Raw genomic sequence first — 19782 nt, 5'->3', positions numbered from 1 at the left:
GATACTGAGCCGTGATTATCTCGAAAAACTACCCTAAACGAGTAGTCATCTATACGCTATAAACAGTATATTATATCTTCAATAGAATGAAAAGAGATTTTACTTATTTTTTTTAATAGCTAACCGCTTCTAATTTACTCATCATGTCCTTATCCATTTGTTCAGTAACATGACTGTATATTTGTAATGTTGTTTTATGATCTGTATGTCCTACACGTTCCATAATGGCTTTAAGTGACACACCTAATTGACTCAATAATGATATATGACTATGTCTAAGCGTGTGAGTAGTAACGTGCTTATTAATTATCTGTTTACCGTCTTTATCCTTTATGCTTTCTACTGCTAATTTAATATTGCGGTTTACAGATGATAGAGCCATAGGGTTACCATAATGGTTGGTAAATATAAACCCTCTATCGTTGTAATTGCTATCCCACTGTTTAGCCTTCTTATTTTCTAGCATAGCTTTACGCAATATATCCATGCTTCTTGTAGTGAGTGATATTGTTCTATATGACGCTTCCGTCTTAGTCGTATCTTTCACACCATGACCGCTTCCATCTGCTTCATCTATCCAGTGTATTGTTCCATCTATTTCTAAAATAGCTTTATCAAAGTCTATATTTTCCGGTTGAATGGCTAAACACTCACCGATACGCATACCGTTTAGAGCCATAAACTCAACGATATAAGCGGTCATAATAAATGACAGCTTCATGTACCCGGTACGCTTAGAAGTCGCTAGAGCGTTCAATTTATCCACGATTAACTGTATTTCTGACATCTCTAAATAGTTTTCACGCTTTGCTTTTATCTCATCTCTAGTTTTAGCTTGTTTAGGTATTACAACATCATCTAAATATGATATATCAGCAAGTTTATAACGTTTTTGTGTATGCTTCATGATATTTCTAACAATACTCATAGCGTCTTTAATCACTTTATGACTTAGGTTATCGGTAGAAGCGGAAGTTATGAAGTCCTGGAAGGTTTCAGTAGTCATATTTTTAACTAGTATATCTTTATCAATATTACGTTTAATGTGTTCTACTTTGTAATATTTAGTGGCTATAGTAGATTGTTTAGATCCCGAAATGATTTTATAGTTATTAAACCATTCATCACATGCCTGGTGGAAAGTAAGAGTTTTAAGCGTTGATGGTGTTTTATCGTTTATGATGGCTTCTATCTTGTCATTTAAACGCTTTTCCGCTTCTTTTTGTGATGGCTTAGTGTTCTTATTCATTACAACGCTAGTACGCTTCCACTTGTCTGTAAGGGGGTCTTTGTATTTCTCAATGAAGCGGTATTTAGTAACGCCATGCTTATCCTGGAACGCTTCACACCACATAGGCTAGTCCTCCTCGTAAAAATTGTATGAAATCATTAAACTAAAATCATTTATATGAAAATATTTTTTTGCTGCAGAGCCCTTACTTATTAATTCATCAATTGTTTCTTTATCGACCTCTCCAAATTGATAGAAGGTTGATTTAGAAACTACAGAATCATGATACGGAAGAAAACTTACTATAAGTGGCTTATGTTGTAAAAAGTCACAAATATGATGATATAAATCTTTGAAAACCATTTTTTTGAAAATGAGTTCAATAAATTCTGTAAATAAATTAATTTTTATTCTTTCGTTTTCAGGGTCTTTTTTAGGGCTAATTAATTTTTCTAAAGGAAAATATCCACCTATAGTAATAACATTATATTTTTCAAGATGTGTTAATGTAAGCAATAATTTTTGTTTTCGTTTTTCGCTATCTAAATAAATACACTCGAAATATTGTTGTTGCTCCAATGTTTGAAAACTAAAAATGATATCTTCTTGATTTATTAATTTAATATCTAAAATTTCAAATACTACAAACTTTTCACTACTAATAATTAAATCTTCTACTTTGCAATCAAGAATATTCACTATTTTTTCAAGAGTATCGAATTGAATGCCTTTACTTTTACCCGTAGATAAAAGGCTAAGAGTATTAATTGATAATTGAGTCTTCTGTGCTAATTCTGTAAGTGTCATATCTTTCTTTTTTAGTTCTTCTTTTAGGTTAAATATAATCATTTCTTCACCTCGATTTTTCTTTCTGTTAGATTATCATAATAAGTTGGTAAAATAAATACAAAAGAATAATAAAAAACTTTTGACATTAGCATTTAATTCTAATAAACTATATTTAACAATAAGTAGTAATTTTATTTTATTATTTATTATTAAATTTAAGGAGGTTAAAAAATGGTAGTTGCTAATAAAAGTGAAATTAAAATTTTATTAATCAGAAAAGGTCTAACTGTAACTGACCTCTCGAAAAAAATTCACTCTGATTTACCTTATCTTAGCCAAGTTCTTAACGGTAAACGTAACCCAAGCCCAAAACTTGCTAAACGTATAGCCGATACTTTAGGTGTTGAAATTACTGATATTTTCACTATCGAAGCTAATAAGGAGGCTAACTAATGAAAACAGAAATATGGAACGGTCATTCTATCCGCTTCATTGAAGTAAATAACGAATGGTGGGCGGTTGGTAAAGATGTAACGGAAGCGTTAGGACTTAAACAGACAAGCAGAGCATTAAACGGGCTTAATAAAGATGGGGTTACTATTAGTAAGGTCATAGACAATATGGGACGTACTCAAATTGTGAATGTGATTAATGAAATCAATATCTATAACTTAGTGTTTAAAAGCAGAAAACCGGAAGCGGAAAGTTTTAAGCAATGGATATTTGAAATCATTAAAGAATTACGCCATAACAATGGTTTAGAAGGCTTCCAGGTATTCAGAATGTTAGATAAGCAACATCAAAAAGAAGCTATGAAACGCTTATATGAAGCCCTTAGAAGTAAAGATAAAGAAGCGGTGAAGTTGAACATGATTAAAGCTAATTCAATCACTAATAAAGCCATCAGTATTATGTACGGTTTAGAGAAATCTATTTCTAAAGATGAAATGACACCGGAAATGTTATCAGATCGTCAACGTATTTTAGATGATGTAGTAAATCTAATGAAAATGAATGAACGTTATAATCTTGATTTATCTATATCTGAAAAGATATACGAAAGTATTTTAAACAGAGTTAAAAGTGCATAGGAGGTATAAGCCAGTGAAAACATTCTTAAAATCAACATGCTACATATTTTTAAGTAATTGTGTAGCGACAACATTATCAAGTACGCCATCTAATTACTTAGTCATTGCTTACTTTAGTCTATTGTTTTTTGCTTGTTATGAGGTAGTGCAATCATTAAATAAGGAAGTGACACATTATGAGTAAAGTTATTGAATTACAGAAGCCACACCCTAGCAATACCGTATTAAATGATGACCAGGTAGCACCGATTAAAATGATTTATTGCAAAATCAGTACACTACCTAAGCTATTCAATGTAAGTAAAGCAACATGCTACCGCTTCATTAAAGAAGCCGAAGAAATGCCGGAATTTAAAGGGCGTATATGTGTAGATGTATCAGCAACTATGACACTAGTACACATAGAAACGTTTATAGAGTTTTTGAGAAGCAAACATAAAAAGTATTTATAAGGAGGATAACAACATGCAAGAAGTAAATAACATGATTGAGTTTAGCAAGATGGTAATGTTTTCAGATGTAAATACTGAATTAGAAGCGGTTAAGCAATTCATTAAGGTTACAGACGATATTAAGGACTTCTATAACAAAAGTAATGAAGTTGATATGTCGTTAAAAGAGATATATCTAGCGATTGAAAATATTTGTACAGTATTAAACTTCATAGTACCAAAAGAAGCGGAAAACATAAAATATGGGGGCAGAAATGAAGTAGAACGTGTTAACGCAACATACTACCTGGAAAAAGTATTATCAATGATTAATGCGGAATTAAGCAATTATATATCAATTAATGACTTATGGGAGGAAGAATAGAATGACGAATTTAAATGATGTAATAGTAGATGTTGATAGCCTTAAATTGAAAGTAGACGCACTTAACCATTTAGCATTTACTAATTTAGAAACTATTGAAAATAGATTAGAACAACAATGGATAACAGAAAATATTACATTAAAACATGTAACAGAGGAACAAGTACAGGATCTATACATTTTGAGTACAATTATCAGTGATATATGGAAATCAGTAGAGAAATTACAAGAAGAAATAAAAAAAGCCTAGTTACATAATCAACCGACCAAAGCGAATATGTAACTAAGCCCACAAAAAGTAGGACTATTTTATATAGTCCTTACTTGTATTTTAACAGAAAGGGGAAGCCCTTTACATTAATTATAACATGATAAGGGCGTATCTAATCGTGGATAATACAACTTTTACAGTAAATCACTATGACAATTTAAACGCACAATCATATAGAGGTAGTGAAGCGTTAACCTTTGATGAGTTAGTGAACTACTTTAACTATAAAACTGTATCAAGTAACAAGTATGAGGGCGGTCTATTCCTTCTAGGTGAGATGTCCGACCATCACCGCAAGAATGACAATATTATTAATAAGCATTGCTTAGTAATAGATTATGATGATCTACCGCCTGGGACTGATTTACCACAACTAGTAAAGGATAAGTTTAAGGCTAGTTATATACTATTTTCAACACATAATCACACGATAGATAACCCTAGATTAAGGTTAGTTATACCTTTGTCGCTACCGCTTCACAATGATTACTATAGTCTAGCGATTGATGAAGTAGATAAGGTGTTAGGCGTAACGTGTGACCAAAGTAGTAAGACGATAAGCCAGGCACAAGCAAGACAGGTACTTAAAACAGATACATCACCTAGAGTATTTGAATACGGTAAGACAACACTACTCAATACCGATACATTAATTAAAGCGATTGAACACAATGCACCAAAGAATGATTTTAGCTTTACGGTTAAACCGCCTAAACGTGATGTGAGTTGGTGGTCTGAAATATGTTATGGCGTTGGTGAAGGGAAACGTAATAGCAGTTTAGCCAGTATTATAGGACTATTGTTATATCGTGGTGTACCGATAGAAGCGGTTACGGGTCTGCTATGGTGTTGGAACCAGTGCAATGATGAAGTGATGAGTAATGAAGAATTTCAAAAGACGTTAGATAGCATTATAAAAACACATATAAATGGAGGAGGAAAGATACTCACTTATGACAAAAAAACAGAAACCGACTGAATTAATAGAGTTTGCTAGTGAAATTAGAAAAGAACATAATACAAAAATTATAAAGTTTGAAAAAGGTACATCAGATTTTTTTGATGGTGGAACGTTCCTACATGATGAGTTTGCCCAATATATGCTACAACGTTATAAATTTACTATATTAGACGGTGACGCACTACATTACTTTGAAGATACACACTATGTGTATGTAGATATGAATAAGTTTAGAAGGATATTAGTAGATGAAATACCGATAATAAAAGAAAACCAACGTAAAGAAGTATTTTATAGTTTAATGGCTAGAGCAAAACAAGGGCATAGATCTAGTCCACGTTATATAGCTATGAAAAATGGTGTATTTGACGTTGAAACTATGCAATTAGATAAAAACCATAGTAACTATGTCATAACAAACTATGTAAATATTACTTACGATAAGGAAGCCTATAGCAAAGATTTAAACCGCTTCTTAAATGAAATATCTAATCATGATAAGGATATTAGGAAGCTACTAGAGGAAAGTGTAGGCTATGGCTTATATGCCAGTACGTTCATGCAAAAATGTTTTATCTTATACGCACCAGGGAGCAATGGGAAGTCCACATGGTTTAGTTTACTGTATCAATTCTTTGGTGAAGATAACATAACGCCACTAAGCCTACAGGACACGCAACATGAATTTAAGTTGTTTGGTCTGCTTAATAAGATGGTGGCAATCGGTGATGATATTTCTGCTACACGTATAGAAGAAGCAGAAAACTTTAAAAAGCTAGTTACAGGTGACCCGATATATTGTAATAGAAAATATCAAGATCCATTATCATTAAAGAATTACGCCACATTGATGTATTCAAGTAACCAGTTACCTAATATTAAGGACACAACACATGGACTGTATAGGCGTTTAATCATCATTCCATTTATGAATACATTCAGCAAAGAGAAGGGCAATTTAGATTTATCCATAGTTGAGAAGTTAGATAATCATATAGTACGCTCACATCTATTTAATTTAGCCATAGAAGGCTTACAAAGAGTAATGGAACATAAGCAGTTTACAGAGCCGGAAGCGGTCAAGAAAGCATTACAGGACTATCAAAAGGAAAATAACATAGTAGTAGAGTTTGTAGAAGATATAGGTATTAATAAAGTAGTTGACCAAGATAAGACAGAAGTATTTGAACAGTTTAAATGGTGGCTAGAACGTAATGGACTTAAAAATAAGTCTGCTAAGTACCTTACTAATGAACTCAATAAAGTATATGGCTTAGAAGTGAAGCAATCATCTAAGCGTGTGAATGGAATACCGACAAACATAAGAATATATAAAAAAGCAAAGTAAAAGTGGAATACACGTAGTACAAGTGGTGGTACAAAAAACGTTGATATAACAGGCTTAAATAAGATTTGTACCACTACATAACCACTTATTGTCGGAAAACTAATATATTTATACAGAAGTAAGTAGTATATATAAAGGTTTTGAGAAAAAAAGACGCTATCCGGTGGTACATTGCTTAAAAGTGTTGATATGAAGCGGTTAAAATGTAGCGAACTTATATTTTTGTACCACTACATAAGTAGAATACAAGGAGGTAAAAACAATGGAAGATGTACAAATAAAGATATTTGAACGTGAAAGAGTAGAAACAAAGCCATACTATAATCCTATATTTAATATGACTGAAACAAAACGATATGAAAACAAACAAGAATACCAGGAACGTTTAAACCGCTTCTTGATGGATCATACAATTTATAGTATTACACCTATGGTTGATGGTGACTTTGATGAGGGAAGCGGTGGCTTTACTAGTAAAATTCTAGTGTGCTATAAAGCACCTGGAAGCGAAGTATTAGAGTGACTTTATTAATTTGTTTTAAAGGGTAGGGCTTATTTAACCCCTACCATAATTGTAGAAATCGTATAACGACACGCTCTCTTTTACGACCAAATTCCAAAAACTAAAAATTTAAGTATATAGATAACTTTAAAATCAGTTATATCAATAGATAAGCATGTAATCTACTATGTTATAAATCAATTTCACAAATAAATAATTACATTAATAAAATCCGCTTCAATCGTTGGTATTACTGTATTTATTTAATTTATCAATGTTAAATAATGCTAATTTTAGGGGAGTTTTGAACAATATTATTTCACAAAGAAAAGCTACATTTCTCAATATATTTAGGTGTTTCCACGTATATAAGAAAAATGGAGGGAGAGCATGGCTTATACAGGTCAAAGAAAATGGTACACCAAAGAATTACTAGAAATATGTATAGATGATATGGAAGTAACCGGTGAGAAGTTTACAGGGGTACAAAAGAAAGGGTTAAACTTTACTGAATTTAAAATTCCATGCTATGTAGAAGGCGTTAAGGTTGGTTATGGTATTAGATACTTCTTTAGGTGTTATAAATGCGGTAGACGTGTTACAAAGATTTATACAATACCAAACCCAACTAAAGACAATATAACAGGGTGTAGGCATTGCCTGGAACTCAATTACATATCACAACAGGCAACTAAAACACAAATGGACTATGAAGCACACCTATTATATAGATACGGTAGAATGTTAGATCCTAATTTTAAATTAGATACAATCACACATACACCATGCCCCTGGAAGCCTAAGAATATGCACTATAAAACTTACGAAAGAATAAGGCATAAGTATGAAATGGCACAATTGAAAGCACAAAAAAAGTTTATAGCAATGGTAGGGGCTTCAATGCAAAGAATGGAAAAACACTTTGGCACGTATGGAATAGATATAAAAAACAAGTATTAGTACATCAATAAAAAGTATAGGAGGTTATACATGAAGCTGATAAGATATAAAGGAGCATACACATATAATATAGAAAGTAGTAAGTTATCCGATTATGAAATGTTAACGCAATATAACCCTTTATTTATATCTAAAAAGATTAGATTAATAGAACTATTTATAAATGATCTATACCATCTTAATCAGTCTCATGTAACGTGTTGTGACGCTAGAGGTGTTGTGTCTGTATCATATCCATTAGATAAGCTAGTATTTTATATCATAGAACAAAAAGATAGGTTACAACATTATAGAGAAGCGTCTGATATAAAACTATCAATGGTGAAGCGGTTATTAGAACGATATACACACCAGGAACAGAAAGAAATAATGGTATTTATGAAAAGTAATGGTATATATAGAGTGAATAAGACGATAGACAAGCTAGGTAAGGAACTCTATATATTATCAAATAACGCACGTATTGAGCGTAATAGAGAACGTGAACGTAATAAGTTAATTAATAAATACAAGCGTTCTATGGGGCTTATATGAAACAGAAAATAGAAGATATAAAAGCGTTTATTAAGTATTACAGCCGATTAAACATAGAAGAAAAATCAATAGAATTAGAAGATGATATAGATACGTTCTTTAGTACAAATAATATTGATAATCACTATACAATCAATGAACACATTGATGATATAGCCTATATGAATGAACTATTATATTTAGCGGAAGCGGTTGGAACTGATAAAGAATTTTATATATTCTACTTGATGAGTGAAGGCAGAACACTAGAAGAAGTAGGGAAGGTGTTTAGCTTATCCAGGGAACGTGTAAGACAAGTATATGATGATGTAATAATTAAGATTATAAATAAGCAATAATGAAGCCTATACATTTAATGTAGGGCTTTTTATTATGGACTACCCCCACCATAGAAATTGATGGTAAATATAAAGACTTTGGAAACGGTGTAGGGGTCGATTGTTCAAAAATATAGATCACTCACACGTAAGGGGCTCCTGATTATTAGATATACGATTTTTGAGCATCTGACAATCAATGTATGAAGTCGAAGGAAAATATTAATTAGATAAATTATAAAAGCATTTGATGGTTTATAAAAGAAAAAGTAGCTTTTTTTAGTTGTTTAGACAATAATTAATATGAAATATAAGTGTATACTAAAATATTAATTATTATGGAGGGGTAACTAGATGTTCCAAATTGATATTCCTCATTCTAGCTTTGATTATAGAGGGAGTGCGTGGTCTGGCTATGGCTTGAATATTGTATTACATGAAGATGTTTATAATGACCATCTAGAAGTAAAAAATTATTCATTTAATACAGATTATGTTAAGTATGTTTGTAATGACATTCAAGAACAAATCATTACTCAATATTTCTTTGATGTTTATAATGGTGTGAGATTGATTTCGGGAGAAGTTAGATTTAAACAGTATCCCAATAATGTTGATAGTTTATCTATGTTTGAATTTCTGAAGGTTGATAAAAAAGTTTCTAATCTAAAGTTTCCAAATATAGAAGAACGTCATTTAAAAGAAGTACATTACAAATACTTAGATTTAGTATTTAAATCAAAATTGAATATGGATATGATGTCTTTATTAAATAGAGTGGCTAATTCAGATGGTAAATCCTTAATAAATCAATATAAAATTTATGACTCTTGTAATACGTTTAAAAATAACTTAAAAAAAGAATTTATATATGCTGATAAATTAGCTGATAATTTAAAAAAATTTAAAGTATACAATAATTTTTCTAATAACTTTAATACGTCAGGGATTATTGGGAGACATGGAAATAAAATTGGAATTTCATCTGTTAAAATTGACGATCTTCAATGTTTTGTTGCTGATACGATAGAATTAGTTAAATTGGTGTTTGATATACAGATAAACAATCAAATTGTATATGATTATTTAGATTTCAATAAATAATCATATATTTTGGCTAAAATAATAAATGGGCAAAAAATGGGCAGATTTATAAACCAATGGGCAACCTCAGGAAACATAATATAAAATATGACCGCTTCAACCCCTTGTTATACAAGGTTTTGCAACGCTATGATTTTTCTATTTTTCGTGTTGTCGATTGAGTGGGAATAGATTAGAAAGAATCCTTTAATCATAAAGATTAAAGGATTCTTTTATTTCATAAAATACATGATAAACAAATAAGCGATTGTAAAGAATAACGCATTTGTCACGGCAAATTTAAAATTAAAATGATATTCATTCTTTGAGAAGCGATTGATTAACAAAGCTGTGACATAACTTGCTGTGATACAGATAATGAAGATCATGAGTCCGAATAATAATATTTCCATTTGGCACCTCCTGTTTTCTTTATTATAACAAAAGGTGGGATATAGTTTATTTCATGTGAAACGTTTCTTTTCTTAATGATTCTAGACTGACATGTCTTTGTATAAAAGATAAATATAAGTCATTTTAATGAAGTATTAAGATTTATTTAAGAATTTACGTAGTTTCATTTTTAATGTGAAGGGTATTAAAGTATTATAGTCAACAATTACTGCAGTGAGTAAAAGTAGTTTCAGCTAATCGTTATATTAATTAGATGAATGATTATAATAGGCATATATCTTGTGCTGAAGCAGTAACAGAGGTTGCTGCCGATATTAAGTCAGAAGAATAATACGGAGGCCATTATTGGCCTCTTTATTTATATTGTATAGGAGCGATATTATGCCGATGACGGAGAAAAAGTTACATGAGATTTATAGAACGTTGGTCGATGGTATGATTGAAAAGGATACGCATTCAATCGATAGGATTATGATGGATGGCAGTCATATTATACATATTACTGGGTATAAGCAGAAGAAATGTGAATGGCTCCATGCTGTTCAATCGGAAACGATGAAATATTATAGTGTTCGTGAAGAGTTCTTGGAAATCATTTATAGAGAAAAAACGGCACGTGTTATTGCGCGTAATTTAGTGGATGCAAGAACTGATGGCTATCGCAATATTTTGCCATTGGAACTGACGATATTTTTAGCGAAATTCGGAAAAGAATGGATGATTAGTAACATAGAGACTAAAATGTATTAAAATATTGATCATGAATTATTGACAGCATCCTTGATATATTATATTATTGATATTGTCTTATTTGGAGGAATACCCAAGTCCGGCTGAAGGGATCGGTCTTGAAAACCGACAGGGGCTTAACGGCTCGCGGGGGTTCGAATCCCTCTTCCTCCGCCATTATTTTGACAATTAAACTTTTATATATTGAAGACCTTAACATTATGTTAAGGTCTTTTTTACTTATATCTATCATCAATGTATTTTTGAAAACCCTTTCATAAAACCTTTACATACTTGTATAGACAGAGTACAATGTTAGCATATTAAGAAAAGGGGATGGAACATATGGCAGTCAACAGAAAAGATGTAAAAGATATTATAAAAGCCATTGGTGGAAAAGAAAATGTTAATGCCGCAACGCATTGTGTTACGAGATTAAGATTAGTATTAGATGATGATAATAAAGTAGATAAGTCAGCTCTAGATAAAATTAGTTTAGTTAAAGGATCGTTCGCAGCAAATAACCAGTTCCAAATTGTTATCGGCCCTGGTACTGTAGACGAGGCATATAAAGTATTTGTAGATGAGACGGGTGTCGGCGAGAGTTCGAAAGAAGAAGTTAAAACAGCAGCAGCAGAGAAGATGAGTCCGATTCAAAAGTTGATAAAAACATTAGGTGATGTATTTATTCCATTACTTCCTGCGATCGTAACAGCGGGTCTATTACTTGGTTTATCAAATTTATTATTAGAAGCTGGTGCAATTTATAAAGGGAAAGCTGTAGTTGATGTATACCCACAAATAAAAGGTATTGCAGAAATCATCAAGTTGATAGCTGTAACTCCATTCCACTTCTTACCTGCATTAATCGGTTGGAGTGCGATGCGTGTGTTTGGGGGCAGTCCGATTCTTGGATTAGTATTAGGTTTAGTGTTAGTTAACCCCGCACTTGCTTCACAATACGGATTAGCGGATGCGAAAACAGGTAAACTTGTTGAAATTCCAACTTGGGATGTATTTGGATTGAAAGTTCAACAATTAAACTATGCAGCTCAAGTATTACCAATCTTAATTGCAACTTGGTGTTTAGCACAAGTTGAGCGTTTCTTAAATAAACGTGTGCATGATTCAATTAAGATGTTAGTCGTAGGACCTGTTGCATTATTGTTAGTAGGTTTCTTATCATTTATAATCATTGGGCCAGTTGCATTCTGGTTAGGTAACCAAATTACTGGCGCAATTCAATTTATCTTTGAACAAGCTGGATGGTTAGGCGGATTAATTTATGGGTTAGTTTATGCTCCGCTTGTTATCACGGGGTTACATCACATGTTCTTAGCGGTAGACTTCCAACTGATGAGTTCTAAATTAGATGGAACATATTTATGGCCAATCTTAGCAATTTCTAATATTTCTCAAGGGTCTGCAGCGTTTGCAGCATGGTTCTTATATAAACGTAAGAAGATGGTGAAAGAACAAGGTTTAGCATTTACTTCAGGTATTTCTGGATGGTTAGGTGTAACAGAGCCTGCAATGTTTGGTGTAAACATCCCACTGAAATATCCATTTATTGCCGCAGTAATAACTACGGGTCTTGTTGGTGCATTATTTGGTTCTCAGCAACTATTGGGTAAAGTCGGTGTTGGTGGTGTCCCTGCTATTATGAGTATTAATAGCGGGTTTAAAGGCACGTTCTTAATCGGTATGCTTATCGCGATGGTATTGCCGATGATTTTAACATTAGTATTCTCAAACTTTGCGAAGAAGAAGATGGGCGATGATATTGCAGAACCGATTGTTGCAGATAAAAAGTTATAGGACTTACATTATACCGAACAACTTGTAAATACATGTTGTTCGGTATAAAATTATATAAATACTTTAAGTTAGGGGTAATACAATGGCGGTAACAGATTGGAGAAAGTCGGTTGTCTATCAGATTTATCCTAAATCATTTAACGACACAACAGGAGATGGACAAGGAGATATCAATGGAATTATCGAGAAACTGGATTATTTAAAGCATCTAGGTATTGATTATATATGGCTTACTCCGGTTTATCATTCCCCGATGAACGATAACGGTTACGATATTAGCGATTATTATGAGATTAATCCTGAATTTGGAACTAAGGAGGATTTCAGGCGCTTGTTAGATGAAGCCCATGCACGTGGTATCAAGATCATGTCTGATATTGTCATCAATCATACATCTACCCATCATAATTGGTTTGTAGAATCACGCAAATCTAAAGATAATCCTTACCGAGATTATTATATTTGGAAAGATGGGTCGAAAGACAACCCTCCAACGAACTGGGAATCCAAGTTTGGGGGTAATGCATGGCAATACGATGAATTATCAGGACAATATTACTTACGACTGTTCGATGTGACACAGGCTGATTTGAACTGGGAGAATGAATCGCTACGTAAAGAAATTTACGATATGATTAACTACTGGATTGATTTTGGGATGGATGGCTTTAGGTTTGATGTTATTAATTTGATTTCAAAAGGGACATTCAAAGATTCTGATAAGATAGGTAAAGAATTTTATACAGATGGCCCTCGAGTACATGAATTTCTGCATGAATTAAATCGCAATACGTTCGGTGATAAAGAAGGATTTATGACAGTAGGCGAAATGAGTTCCACGACATTGGAGCATTGTATTCGCTATACAAGGCCAGATCGTCAAGAATTGAGCAGTGTCTTTAATTTTCATCATTTAAAAGTTGATTATAAAAATGGTGAAAAATGGACGACGATGCCCTTTGATTTTGTAGAATTAAAGCGTATATTATTTCACTGGCAGACGGGGATTTCAAAAGGGAATGGATGGAATGCGATATTCTGGTGCAATCATGATCAACCTCGTGTTGTAAGTCGTTTCGGTAGTGACAAGACGGAAGCAGAACGCGTGAAATCTGCAAAAATGCTGGCAATTGTTCTGCACTTGCTTCAAGGTACGCCTTATATCTACCAAGGAGAAGAGATTGGTATGACAAATCTCTATTTAAATAGTATAGAAGATTATCGTGATGTAGAGTCATTAAATGCTTATCAAATCATGAAAGCAGAAGGACGCTCAGAAAATGAGATTCTAAAGGTGCTTCAAGATAAATCAAGAGATAATTCAAGGTCTCCGGTACAATGGGATGATAGTAAGTATGCAGGGTTTACAACGAATGAACCTTGGATTAAGGTCGCAGATAATTATCAACAGATAAACGTTGAGAAAGCTTTAAAAGATGAAAATTCTATCTTCTATACTTACCAAAAACTGATAAAATTAAGACATGAACGAGATATAATAACTTATGGAGAAGTGAAACCGTTATTAGAAGAACATAAACAGTTATTTGTTTATGAGAGAACACTGGGTAATCAAGTTTTATTTGTTGTTGCAAACTTTAGTGAAGAACCTGCAGAACTACCAGTATCATTTGATCTAGAAGGCGAAGTGCTAATAACAAATAACGATACTGTATCGCATAAAATAAAGCCGTATCAAGCATTTGCCATTCTTCGATAATGCATTTCCCTAATCTGAAAACAATATTTTAGATATAGAGGTGAAAGAATTGAACAGCAATAAGTACAGAAAGATCTATCAGGACTTAAGCGGAAAGATCATCAACGGAGAATATAAAGAAGGTGCACAACTACCTTCCGAAAACTTGCTCGTACAAAGTTATGGTGTATCAAGAGAAACAGTACGTAAAGCATTGAGCCTGCTTCAAACTAATGGTTATATACAAAAGTTAAAAGGAAAAGGTTCAATAGTTATTTATAATCAAGCAATGAATTTCCCTGTTTCTCAACTCATCAGCTTCGAAGAAATTAAGCATTCATTGAATATGGATTATAATACGGTTGTAGAATCTTTTGAAACTGTAAGAGCAAAAGATCATAAAACTGTTCAAGAAGCTTTGAATTTAGGCGATGATACAGAGTTGTATCGTGTAGTACGAAGTAGAAGAGATAAAGAGCGTGTTAATATTATTGATACTGATTATTTCATTAAATCGATGATGCCAGGATTAAATGAGGAAATAGCACAGCACTCAATCTATGATTATATTGAGAAACGACTAGGACTTTTAATCTCATATTCGAAGAAAGCAATTACTTTTGAGCCTATGACAGACGATGATCTTGAATTGTTTAAAGAAACTATGCCCCCATATGCAGCGGTTGTTCGTTCGGTTGTACACTTGGAAGATGCGTCTGCATTCCAATACAATGTATCCAAGCATAGAGCGAGTGAGTTTAAATTTGTAGACTTCTCAAGACGTACGATAAGAAAATAGTATAACGAAATAGTTGCAATAACTATGAGAAATATAGTATTATTAACTTTGCCGTGCTAAGTGGGGAGGTAGCGGTTCCCTGTACTTACAATCCGCTTAGGTAAGACCTAATTCCTTTGCTGAGGGTAATGAGTTGTGAGGTCTGACCTGAACACGTAGTGTTGAGAGAGCGGTCCTAGTCAATATAAACCCACGAATCATGTCAGGTCCGGAAGGAAGCAGCATTAAGTGGTCATTTGTATGTGGCTAGGGCAGCCGTTCTTGAGCTGTCGATTTAGGTAACGCTTGTGCTTGTTATTCGAAGCGAAGGTGCACGGTTTTAATTTAAAATAATACATTTATTATAGATAAAGTATCGGAACAATTGTTTCGGTACTTTTTTAAATATACTCAGAATATCATTATCGTTTTTATATGATGCTGATATTTTCAATGTTATAATTAATATTATTATATTTTTGGAGGGAACCCTTTTGAGTTATCAAGCGTTATATAGAGTGTTCAGATCTCAGTCATTCGAAGAGGTTGTCGGACAAAAACATGTTACTACGACATTAAAGAATGCAATTCAAAAGAATAAGATTTCCCACGCCTATTTATTTAATGGCCCGAGAGGAACAGGCAAGACAAGTATCGCTAAGATATTTGCAAAAGCCATTAATTGTACCGTGAGTACAGATGGCGAGCCGTGTAATTCTTGTGATACGTGTGTCTCAATTACGAAAGGAACAAACTCAGATGTCATTGAGATTGATGCTGCGAGTAATAACGGTGTTGATGAAATTCGTAATATAAGAGATAAAGTAAAATATGCACCAGGTGAATCTACATATAAAGTCTACATTATCGACGAAGTTCATATGCTGACAACAGGTGCATTCAATGCATTATTGAAGACATTAGAAGAACCACCTGCTCATGCTGTTTTTATTCTTGCTACAACGGAACCACATAAGATTCCTGCGACAATTATTTCAAGATGCCAACGGTTTGATTTTAAAGCAATTTCTGTTAATGATATCGCTGAACATCTTGCTTACGTCTGTCGAACAGAAGAGATTAAGTATGATGAAGATGCCTTGTATTTTATTGCGACAACTGCTGAAGGTGGTATGCGGGATGCGCTGAGTATACTTGATCAGGCAATTGCATTTGGAACTGAGGCATTGACTTTAGAACATGTCCATAGTGTCACAGGAAGTGTAGGGCGTGAAGACTTCTTTGAACTTACGGATTATATAATCACACATGACGTTAAAGAAGCGTTCAAACAATTTCATCGCTTATTGTCTGAAGGAAAAGAAACGACACGTTTAGTAAATGATTTAATTTATTTTTTAAGAGATATTATTATGGATTATGCAGCAGACAATAAAGGAGACGAAAGTATTTATCAGCTTAATATAGGATTACTGTATGAGATGATAGATAAAATAAACGATACATTAGTATCTATGCGTTTTGCAGTAAATACGAATGTTCACTTTGAGGTGCTGATTGTTAAACTGTCGGAACTTATTAAACGTAGACAAGGTGCTACACAAAGTGTTGTTCAAGTTGATACTTCGCACTTAGAAAAGCGTTTACAACAACTTGAAAAGCAAGTCGCAAGTGGAATCCAAAGTGCTCCCGTGCAAGCGTCCAGACCAAAAAAAGAACAAAAACGTTCGAAAAATGCATTTTCAATGCGTCAAATTGAAACGGTGCTGGATCATGCAAATCGACAGGATTTAAACTATTTGAAGCAGAATTGGCATACATTGATTCAGCACGTGGAAAACGAGGGGAAGAAAGCGCTAGTAAGCCTTCTAAAAAATTCTGAGCCTGTTGCTGCAAGCAGCACGCACGTATTAATTAAATTTGACGAAGAAATTCATTGCGATATGGTTAATAATGATGACGCAAAAAGGGAACAGATTGAGTCAATAGTATACACAATTATTGAAAAACAAGTTAAAATGGTGGGAGTGCCAGGTTCTCAGTGGCTGCAAGTCAGACATAATTATCTGGAGAATAAAAAGCAACCAAAGCAGGAAACGCAGTCTGTGGAAGATGATATTGTTACTCAGGCAGAAAACCTGTTTGGTAAAGATGCAATTAACATTATAGATTAATTAGGAGGAATAAATTATGCGCGGTGGCGGAAATATGCAACAAATGATGAAACAAATGCAAAAAATGCAAAAGAAGATGGCTGAAGAGCAAGAGAAATTAAAAGAAGAAAGAATTGAAGGAACAGCTGGTGGCGGCATGGTTACTGTTGTCGTTTCAGGCCATAAAGAAGTACTTGATGTAATTATCAAAGAAGAAGTAGTAGATCCAGAAGATATCGAAATGTTACAAGACTTAGTATTAGCTGCGACAAACGATGCATTATCTAAAGCGGATGATGTCACAGCGCAACGTTTAGGACAACATACTAAAGGATTAAACATTCCGGGAATGATGTAATATGCATTATCCTGCACCAATTTCCAAATTAATTGATAGTTTTATGAAATTACCTGGAATCGGCCCGAAAACTGCAAGTCGTCTGGCCTTTCATGTGTTAGATATGAAAGAAGACGATGTAGTAGGTTTTGCGAAGGCACTTGTAGATGTGAAGCGTGAATTAACGTATTGTTCAGTCTGCGGACATATTACGGATACAGATCCATGTTATATATGTGAAGATAAGACGCGTGATCAATCTATGATATGTGTAGTAGAAGAAACTAAAGACGTTATCGCAATGGAGAAGATGCGAGAGTATAAAGGACTGTATCATGTTCTGCACGGTGCGATTTCTCCGATGGAAGGCGTTGGACCTGAAGATATTAATGTCCCTTCGTTGCTCACGAGATTACGTGATGAGCATGTACAGGAATTAATATTAGCAACAAATCCAAATATTGAAGGTGAGTCAACGGCGATGTATATTGCAAGACTCGTGAAACCCATCGGAATTAAAGTGACACGTCTAGCGCACGGTCTTCCAGTAGGTGGAGATTTAGAGTATGCGGATGAAGTGACGTTATCCAAAGCAATAACAGGAAGAACGGAAATCTAGAGAAATCATGAAAAAGCATCCTCAATCAATGATTGGGGATGCTTTTTCGAATAGTGCCTAAGTATCAGTGATAATAACCATGTTAGATATATCGTTAAACATCCCAATATAGACGTTATTATGAAGTAAAGATTGATGTATTTGCATTACATGACAAACATATTAAAAGATTATAGATACTACAATAAGTAATTTTGTATATAGGCTGTTATAATTAATAATTATAATGAGGTGAATAAAATGACAACTGGATTAGTATTAGAAGGCGGCGGTATGAGAGGTATATATACTGCAGGAGTCCTGGATTGTTTTTTAGAGCATGGTGTTCAATTTAATTATGTAATCGGTGTTTCAGCAGGTGGGAATATGGCAGCATCTTATCTTTCAAAGCAGAAAGGAAGAAATAAGAAAGTATCATTAGATTTTTTAGATGACAAACGTTACTTATCACTTTCTAACTATATAAAGAATAAAGAGATGTTTGGAATGGATTTTATCTTTGATGAAATACCAAAAGAATATGTACCGTTCAATATGGAAGAGTTTCTTCGATATAATGGAGAATATGTCATCGCATGTACTAACTGTGAAACCGGAGAAACGGAATATTTTAATAAAGCATATTTAAGAAAAGACTTAATGACGATTCTTCGAGCTTCAAGTTCTTTGCCACTAATGGCACCAATAGTAGAGTACGATGGTAAGAAACTATTAGATGGTGGAGTAACAGACCCGATACCTTTAAGAAAGGCACAGCGCGATGGCATGATCAATAATGTAGTCGTACTCACTAGGCCGAAAGGATATGTAAAACGTTCCAGCCGACTTTCTAAATACTTTAAAGTAAAGGGGTATAAGAAAGTGGATGAAGCGATGCAGAAAAGACCCGCAGTTTATAATGAGACGTTGCAATATATAGACAATCAGGAAAAAAGCGGGCATGCAATAGTAATTCGTCCATCTAAAGATTTAAAAGTAGATCGTATGGAAAAGAATTGCGATAAGCTTTCAGCAATGTACGAATTAGGCTATCATGATGCTTTAGAACAACTTCCTAAGATAAAAGGATGGCTCGATCCAAAAGAAAAGTAAAAACTTTTTAAAAAAAGTAGCGAAAGTGTAATTTTTATGCTTGTTATAGTGCTTGAAACCCTGTATAGTTATATCTTGTCCGGAAGAGATAATTCATACAGGACAAGCGCTTCGAAAGACAACAAAAAACTTTTTAAAAAAAGTTGTTGACTTTCGAAAAACAAGAGAGTATAATTAAATCTTGTGAGACGCAAAGAATAACGCAATGAACATTGAAAACTGAATGACAATATGTCAACGTTAATTCCAATAATTTGAGTGATTAAGTTCACTCCCAAG

General features: G+C 33.4%; 23 protein-coding genes, 1 tRNA gene and 1 other RNA gene. 22 read left to right on the top strand and 3 right to left on the bottom strand.

Annotated elements, in window-relative coordinates:
- Positions 1-112: 112 nt before the first annotated feature.
- Both KYI10_11145 and KYI10_11140 read right to left on the bottom strand, forming a co-directional pair.
- On the bottom strand, positions 113-1354 hold the full coding sequence (locus tag KYI10_11145) for a site-specific integrase (protein QYA32855.1): 1242 nt from the start codon (positions 1352-1354) through the stop codon (positions 113-115).
- Between the two features lie 3 nt (positions 1355-1357).
- Positions 1358-2080, bottom strand: a complete 723-nt coding sequence (locus KYI10_11140) for a helix-turn-helix domain-containing protein (protein QYA32854.1) — start codon at positions 2078-2080, stop codon at positions 1358-1360.
- Between the two features lie 171 nt (positions 2081-2251).
- Between KYI10_11140 and KYI10_11135 the strand changes: the two genes are divergently transcribed.
- The 12 genes from KYI10_11135 (at position 2252) to KYI10_11080 (ending at position 9924) form a co-directional block, all read left to right on the top strand.
- Entirely contained in the window at positions 2252-2473 is a 222-nt protein-coding gene (locus KYI10_11135; protein ID QYA32853.1) for a helix-turn-helix transcriptional regulator, read from the top strand.
- A complete protein-coding gene (locus KYI10_11130) occupies positions 2473-3111 on the top strand; it encodes a BRO family protein (GenBank protein ID QYA32852.1) in 639 nt (212 codons plus the stop codon). The genes KYI10_11135 and KYI10_11130 overlap by 1 nt, the downstream gene beginning before the upstream one ends.
- 176 nt (positions 3112-3287) lie before the next feature.
- The gene (locus KYI10_11125) at positions 3288-3563 is read left to right on the top strand and encodes a helix-turn-helix domain-containing protein (protein QYA32851.1); all 276 of its coding nucleotides are present in this window, start codon (positions 3288-3290) and stop codon (positions 3561-3563) included.
- A gap of 13 nt (positions 3564-3576) precedes the next feature.
- Complete coding sequence (locus KYI10_11120) at positions 3577-3927, top strand: hypothetical protein (protein QYA32850.1); 351 nt, start codon at positions 3577-3579, stop codon at positions 3925-3927.
- A 1-nt stretch (position 3928) separates the two neighbouring features.
- Positions 3929-4177 carry a hypothetical protein gene (locus KYI10_11115; protein ID QYA32849.1) on the top strand — a complete coding sequence of 83 codons (249 nt, stop codon included), beginning with the start codon at positions 3929-3931 and terminating at the stop codon, positions 4175-4177.
- Positions 4178-4316: 139 nt separating this feature from the next.
- Complete coding sequence (locus tag KYI10_11110; GenBank protein ID QYA32848.1) at positions 4317-5177, top strand: primase alpha helix C-terminal domain-containing protein; 861 nt, start codon at positions 4317-4319, stop codon at positions 5175-5177.
- Entirely contained in the window at positions 5152-6507 is a 1356-nt protein-coding gene (locus KYI10_11105; protein ID QYA32847.1) for a phage/plasmid primase, P4 family, read from the top strand. Before KYI10_11110 ends, KYI10_11105 begins: the two co-directional genes overlap by 26 nt.
- 262 nt (positions 6508-6769) lie before the next feature.
- Positions 6770-7030, top strand: coding sequence for a hypothetical protein (locus KYI10_11100; GenBank protein ID QYA32846.1), 261 nt, complete (start codon positions 6770-6772; stop codon positions 7028-7030).
- 369 nt (positions 7031-7399) lie between these two features.
- The gene (locus KYI10_11095; protein QYA32845.1) at positions 7400-7969 is read left to right on the top strand and encodes a hypothetical protein; all 570 of its coding nucleotides are present in this window, start codon (positions 7400-7402) and stop codon (positions 7967-7969) included.
- A 30-nt stretch (positions 7970-7999) separates the two neighbouring features.
- Positions 8000-8503, top strand: coding sequence for a pathogenicity island protein (locus KYI10_11090; GenBank protein QYA32844.1), 504 nt, complete (start codon positions 8000-8002; stop codon positions 8501-8503).
- The gene (locus tag KYI10_11085; GenBank protein QYA32843.1) at positions 8500-8841 is read left to right on the top strand and encodes a sigma factor-like helix-turn-helix DNA-binding protein; all 342 of its coding nucleotides are present in this window, start codon (positions 8500-8502) and stop codon (positions 8839-8841) included. The genes KYI10_11090 and KYI10_11085 overlap by 4 nt, the downstream gene beginning before the upstream one ends.
- Positions 8842-9174: 333 nt before the next feature.
- Positions 9175-9924 carry a hypothetical protein gene (locus KYI10_11080; protein QYA32842.1) on the top strand — a complete coding sequence of 250 codons (750 nt, stop codon included), beginning with the start codon at positions 9175-9177 and terminating at the stop codon, positions 9922-9924.
- Positions 9925-10136: 212 nt separating this feature from the next.
- Here the strand turns inward: KYI10_11080 and KYI10_11075 are convergent, their stop codons facing one another.
- On the bottom strand, positions 10137-10316 hold the full coding sequence (locus KYI10_11075; protein ID QYA32841.1) for a hypothetical protein: 180 nt from the start codon (positions 10314-10316) through the stop codon (positions 10137-10139).
- 382 nt (positions 10317-10698) lie between these two features.
- On the opposite strand from KYI10_11075, the gene KYI10_11070 reads away from it, so the two are divergent.
- The 10 genes from KYI10_11070 (at position 10699) to KYI10_11025 (ending at position 19503) form a co-directional block, all read left to right on the top strand.
- Positions 10699-11067 (top strand): nuclear transport factor 2 family protein, encoded by a 369-nt coding sequence (locus KYI10_11070; GenBank protein ID QYA32840.2) that lies wholly within the window; start codon positions 10699-10701, stop codon positions 11065-11067.
- A gap of 63 nt (positions 11068-11130) precedes the next feature.
- Positions 11131-11223 (top strand) — tRNA-Ser (locus KYI10_11065).
- Positions 11224-11391: 168 nt separating this feature from the next.
- Positions 11392-12864, top strand: a complete 1473-nt coding sequence (gene treP, locus KYI10_11060; GenBank protein QYA32839.1) for a PTS system trehalose-specific EIIBC component — start codon at positions 11392-11394, stop codon at positions 12862-12864.
- 82 nt (positions 12865-12946) lie between these two features.
- Positions 12947-14584 carry an alpha,alpha-phosphotrehalase gene (gene treC, locus KYI10_11055; protein ID QYA32838.1) on the top strand — a complete coding sequence of 546 codons (1638 nt, stop codon included), beginning with the start codon at positions 12947-12949 and terminating at the stop codon, positions 14582-14584.
- 40 nt (positions 14585-14624) lie between these two features.
- On the top strand, positions 14625-15362 hold the full coding sequence (gene treR / locus KYI10_11050) for a trehalose operon repressor (GenBank protein QYA32837.2): 738 nt from the start codon (positions 14625-14627) through the stop codon (positions 15360-15362).
- Positions 15363-15413: 51 nt separating this feature from the next.
- An RNA gene (gene ffs, locus KYI10_11045) (signal recognition particle sRNA large type) lies at positions 15414-15679 on the top strand.
- A 156-nt stretch (positions 15680-15835) separates the two neighbouring features.
- Positions 15836-17476 (top strand): DNA polymerase III subunit gamma/tau, encoded by a 1641-nt coding sequence (dnaX, locus tag KYI10_11040; GenBank protein ID QYA32836.1) that lies wholly within the window; start codon positions 15836-15838, stop codon positions 17474-17476.
- Between the two features lie 16 nt (positions 17477-17492).
- Positions 17493-17813 (top strand): YbaB/EbfC family nucleoid-associated protein, encoded by a 321-nt coding sequence (locus KYI10_11035; GenBank protein QYA32835.1) that lies wholly within the window; start codon positions 17493-17495, stop codon positions 17811-17813.
- A gap of 1 nt (position 17814) precedes the next feature.
- Positions 17815-18411: a recombination mediator RecR gene (gene recR / locus KYI10_11030; protein ID QYA32834.1), complete on the top strand. Its 597-nt coding sequence runs from the start codon at positions 17815-17817 to the stop codon at positions 18409-18411.
- A 240-nt stretch (positions 18412-18651) separates the two neighbouring features.
- Positions 18652-19503: a patatin family protein gene (locus tag KYI10_11025; protein QYA32833.1), complete on the top strand. Its 852-nt coding sequence runs from the start codon at positions 18652-18654 to the stop codon at positions 19501-19503.
- Positions 19504-19782 lie beyond the last annotated feature (279 nt).

It is taken from the genome of Macrococcus sp. 19Msa1099, from assembly GCA_019357535.2.
Classification (GTDB): Bacteria; Bacillota; Bacilli; order Staphylococcales; family Staphylococcaceae; genus Macrococcoides; species Macrococcoides psychrotolerans.
Note: the sequence above shows the minus strand (reverse complement) of the source record. Positions and strands in the feature narration are given on the sequence as shown.

Bases quoted from the DNA above. Each gene is read 5' to 3' on its own strand.
- KYI10_11145 (QYA32855.1), bottom strand. From the start codon at position 1,354: ATGTGGTGTGAAGCGTTCCAGGATAAGCATGGCGTTACTAAATACCGC.
- KYI10_11140 (QYA32854.1), bottom strand. From the start codon at position 2,080: ATGATTATATTTAACCTAAAAGAAGAACTAAAAAAGAAAGATATGACA.
- KYI10_11135 (QYA32853.1), top strand. From the start codon at position 2,252: ATGGTAGTTGCTAATAAAAGTGAAATTAAAATTTTATTAATCAGAAAA.
- KYI10_11130 (QYA32852.1), top strand. From the start codon at position 2,473: ATGAAAACAGAAATATGGAACGGTCATTCTATCCGCTTCATTGAAGTA.
- KYI10_11125 (QYA32851.1), top strand. From the start codon at position 3,288: ATGAGTAAAGTTATTGAATTACAGAAGCCACACCCTAGCAATACCGTA.
- KYI10_11120 (QYA32850.1), top strand. From the start codon at position 3,577: ATGCAAGAAGTAAATAACATGATTGAGTTTAGCAAGATGGTAATGTTT.
- KYI10_11115 (QYA32849.1), top strand. From the start codon at position 3,929: ATGACGAATTTAAATGATGTAATAGTAGATGTTGATAGCCTTAAATTG.
- KYI10_11105 (QYA32847.1), top strand. From the start codon at position 5,152: ATGACAAAAAAACAGAAACCGACTGAATTAATAGAGTTTGCTAGTGAA.
- KYI10_11100 (QYA32846.1), top strand. From the start codon at position 6,770: ATGGAAGATGTACAAATAAAGATATTTGAACGTGAAAGAGTAGAAACA.
- KYI10_11095 (QYA32845.1), top strand. From the start codon at position 7,400: ATGGCTTATACAGGTCAAAGAAAATGGTACACCAAAGAATTACTAGAA.
- KYI10_11090 (QYA32844.1), top strand. From the start codon at position 8,000: ATGAAGCTGATAAGATATAAAGGAGCATACACATATAATATAGAAAGT.
- KYI10_11085 (QYA32843.1), top strand. From the start codon at position 8,500: ATGAAACAGAAAATAGAAGATATAAAAGCGTTTATTAAGTATTACAGC.
- KYI10_11080 (QYA32842.1), top strand. From the start codon at position 9,175: ATGTTCCAAATTGATATTCCTCATTCTAGCTTTGATTATAGAGGGAGT.
- KYI10_11075 (QYA32841.1), bottom strand. From the start codon at position 10,316: ATGGAAATATTATTATTCGGACTCATGATCTTCATTATCTGTATCACA.
- KYI10_11070 (QYA32840.2), top strand. From the start codon at position 10,699: ATGCCGATGACGGAGAAAAAGTTACATGAGATTTATAGAACGTTGGTC.
- treP (QYA32839.1), top strand. From the start codon at position 11,392: ATGGCAGTCAACAGAAAAGATGTAAAAGATATTATAAAAGCCATTGGT.
- treC (QYA32838.1), top strand. From the start codon at position 12,947: ATGGCGGTAACAGATTGGAGAAAGTCGGTTGTCTATCAGATTTATCCT.
- KYI10_11035 (QYA32835.1), top strand. From the start codon at position 17,493: ATGCGCGGTGGCGGAAATATGCAACAAATGATGAAACAAATGCAAAAA.
- recR (QYA32834.1), top strand. From the start codon at position 17,815: ATGCATTATCCTGCACCAATTTCCAAATTAATTGATAGTTTTATGAAA.
- KYI10_11025 (QYA32833.1), top strand. From the start codon at position 18,652: ATGACAACTGGATTAGTATTAGAAGGCGGCGGTATGAGAGGTATATAT.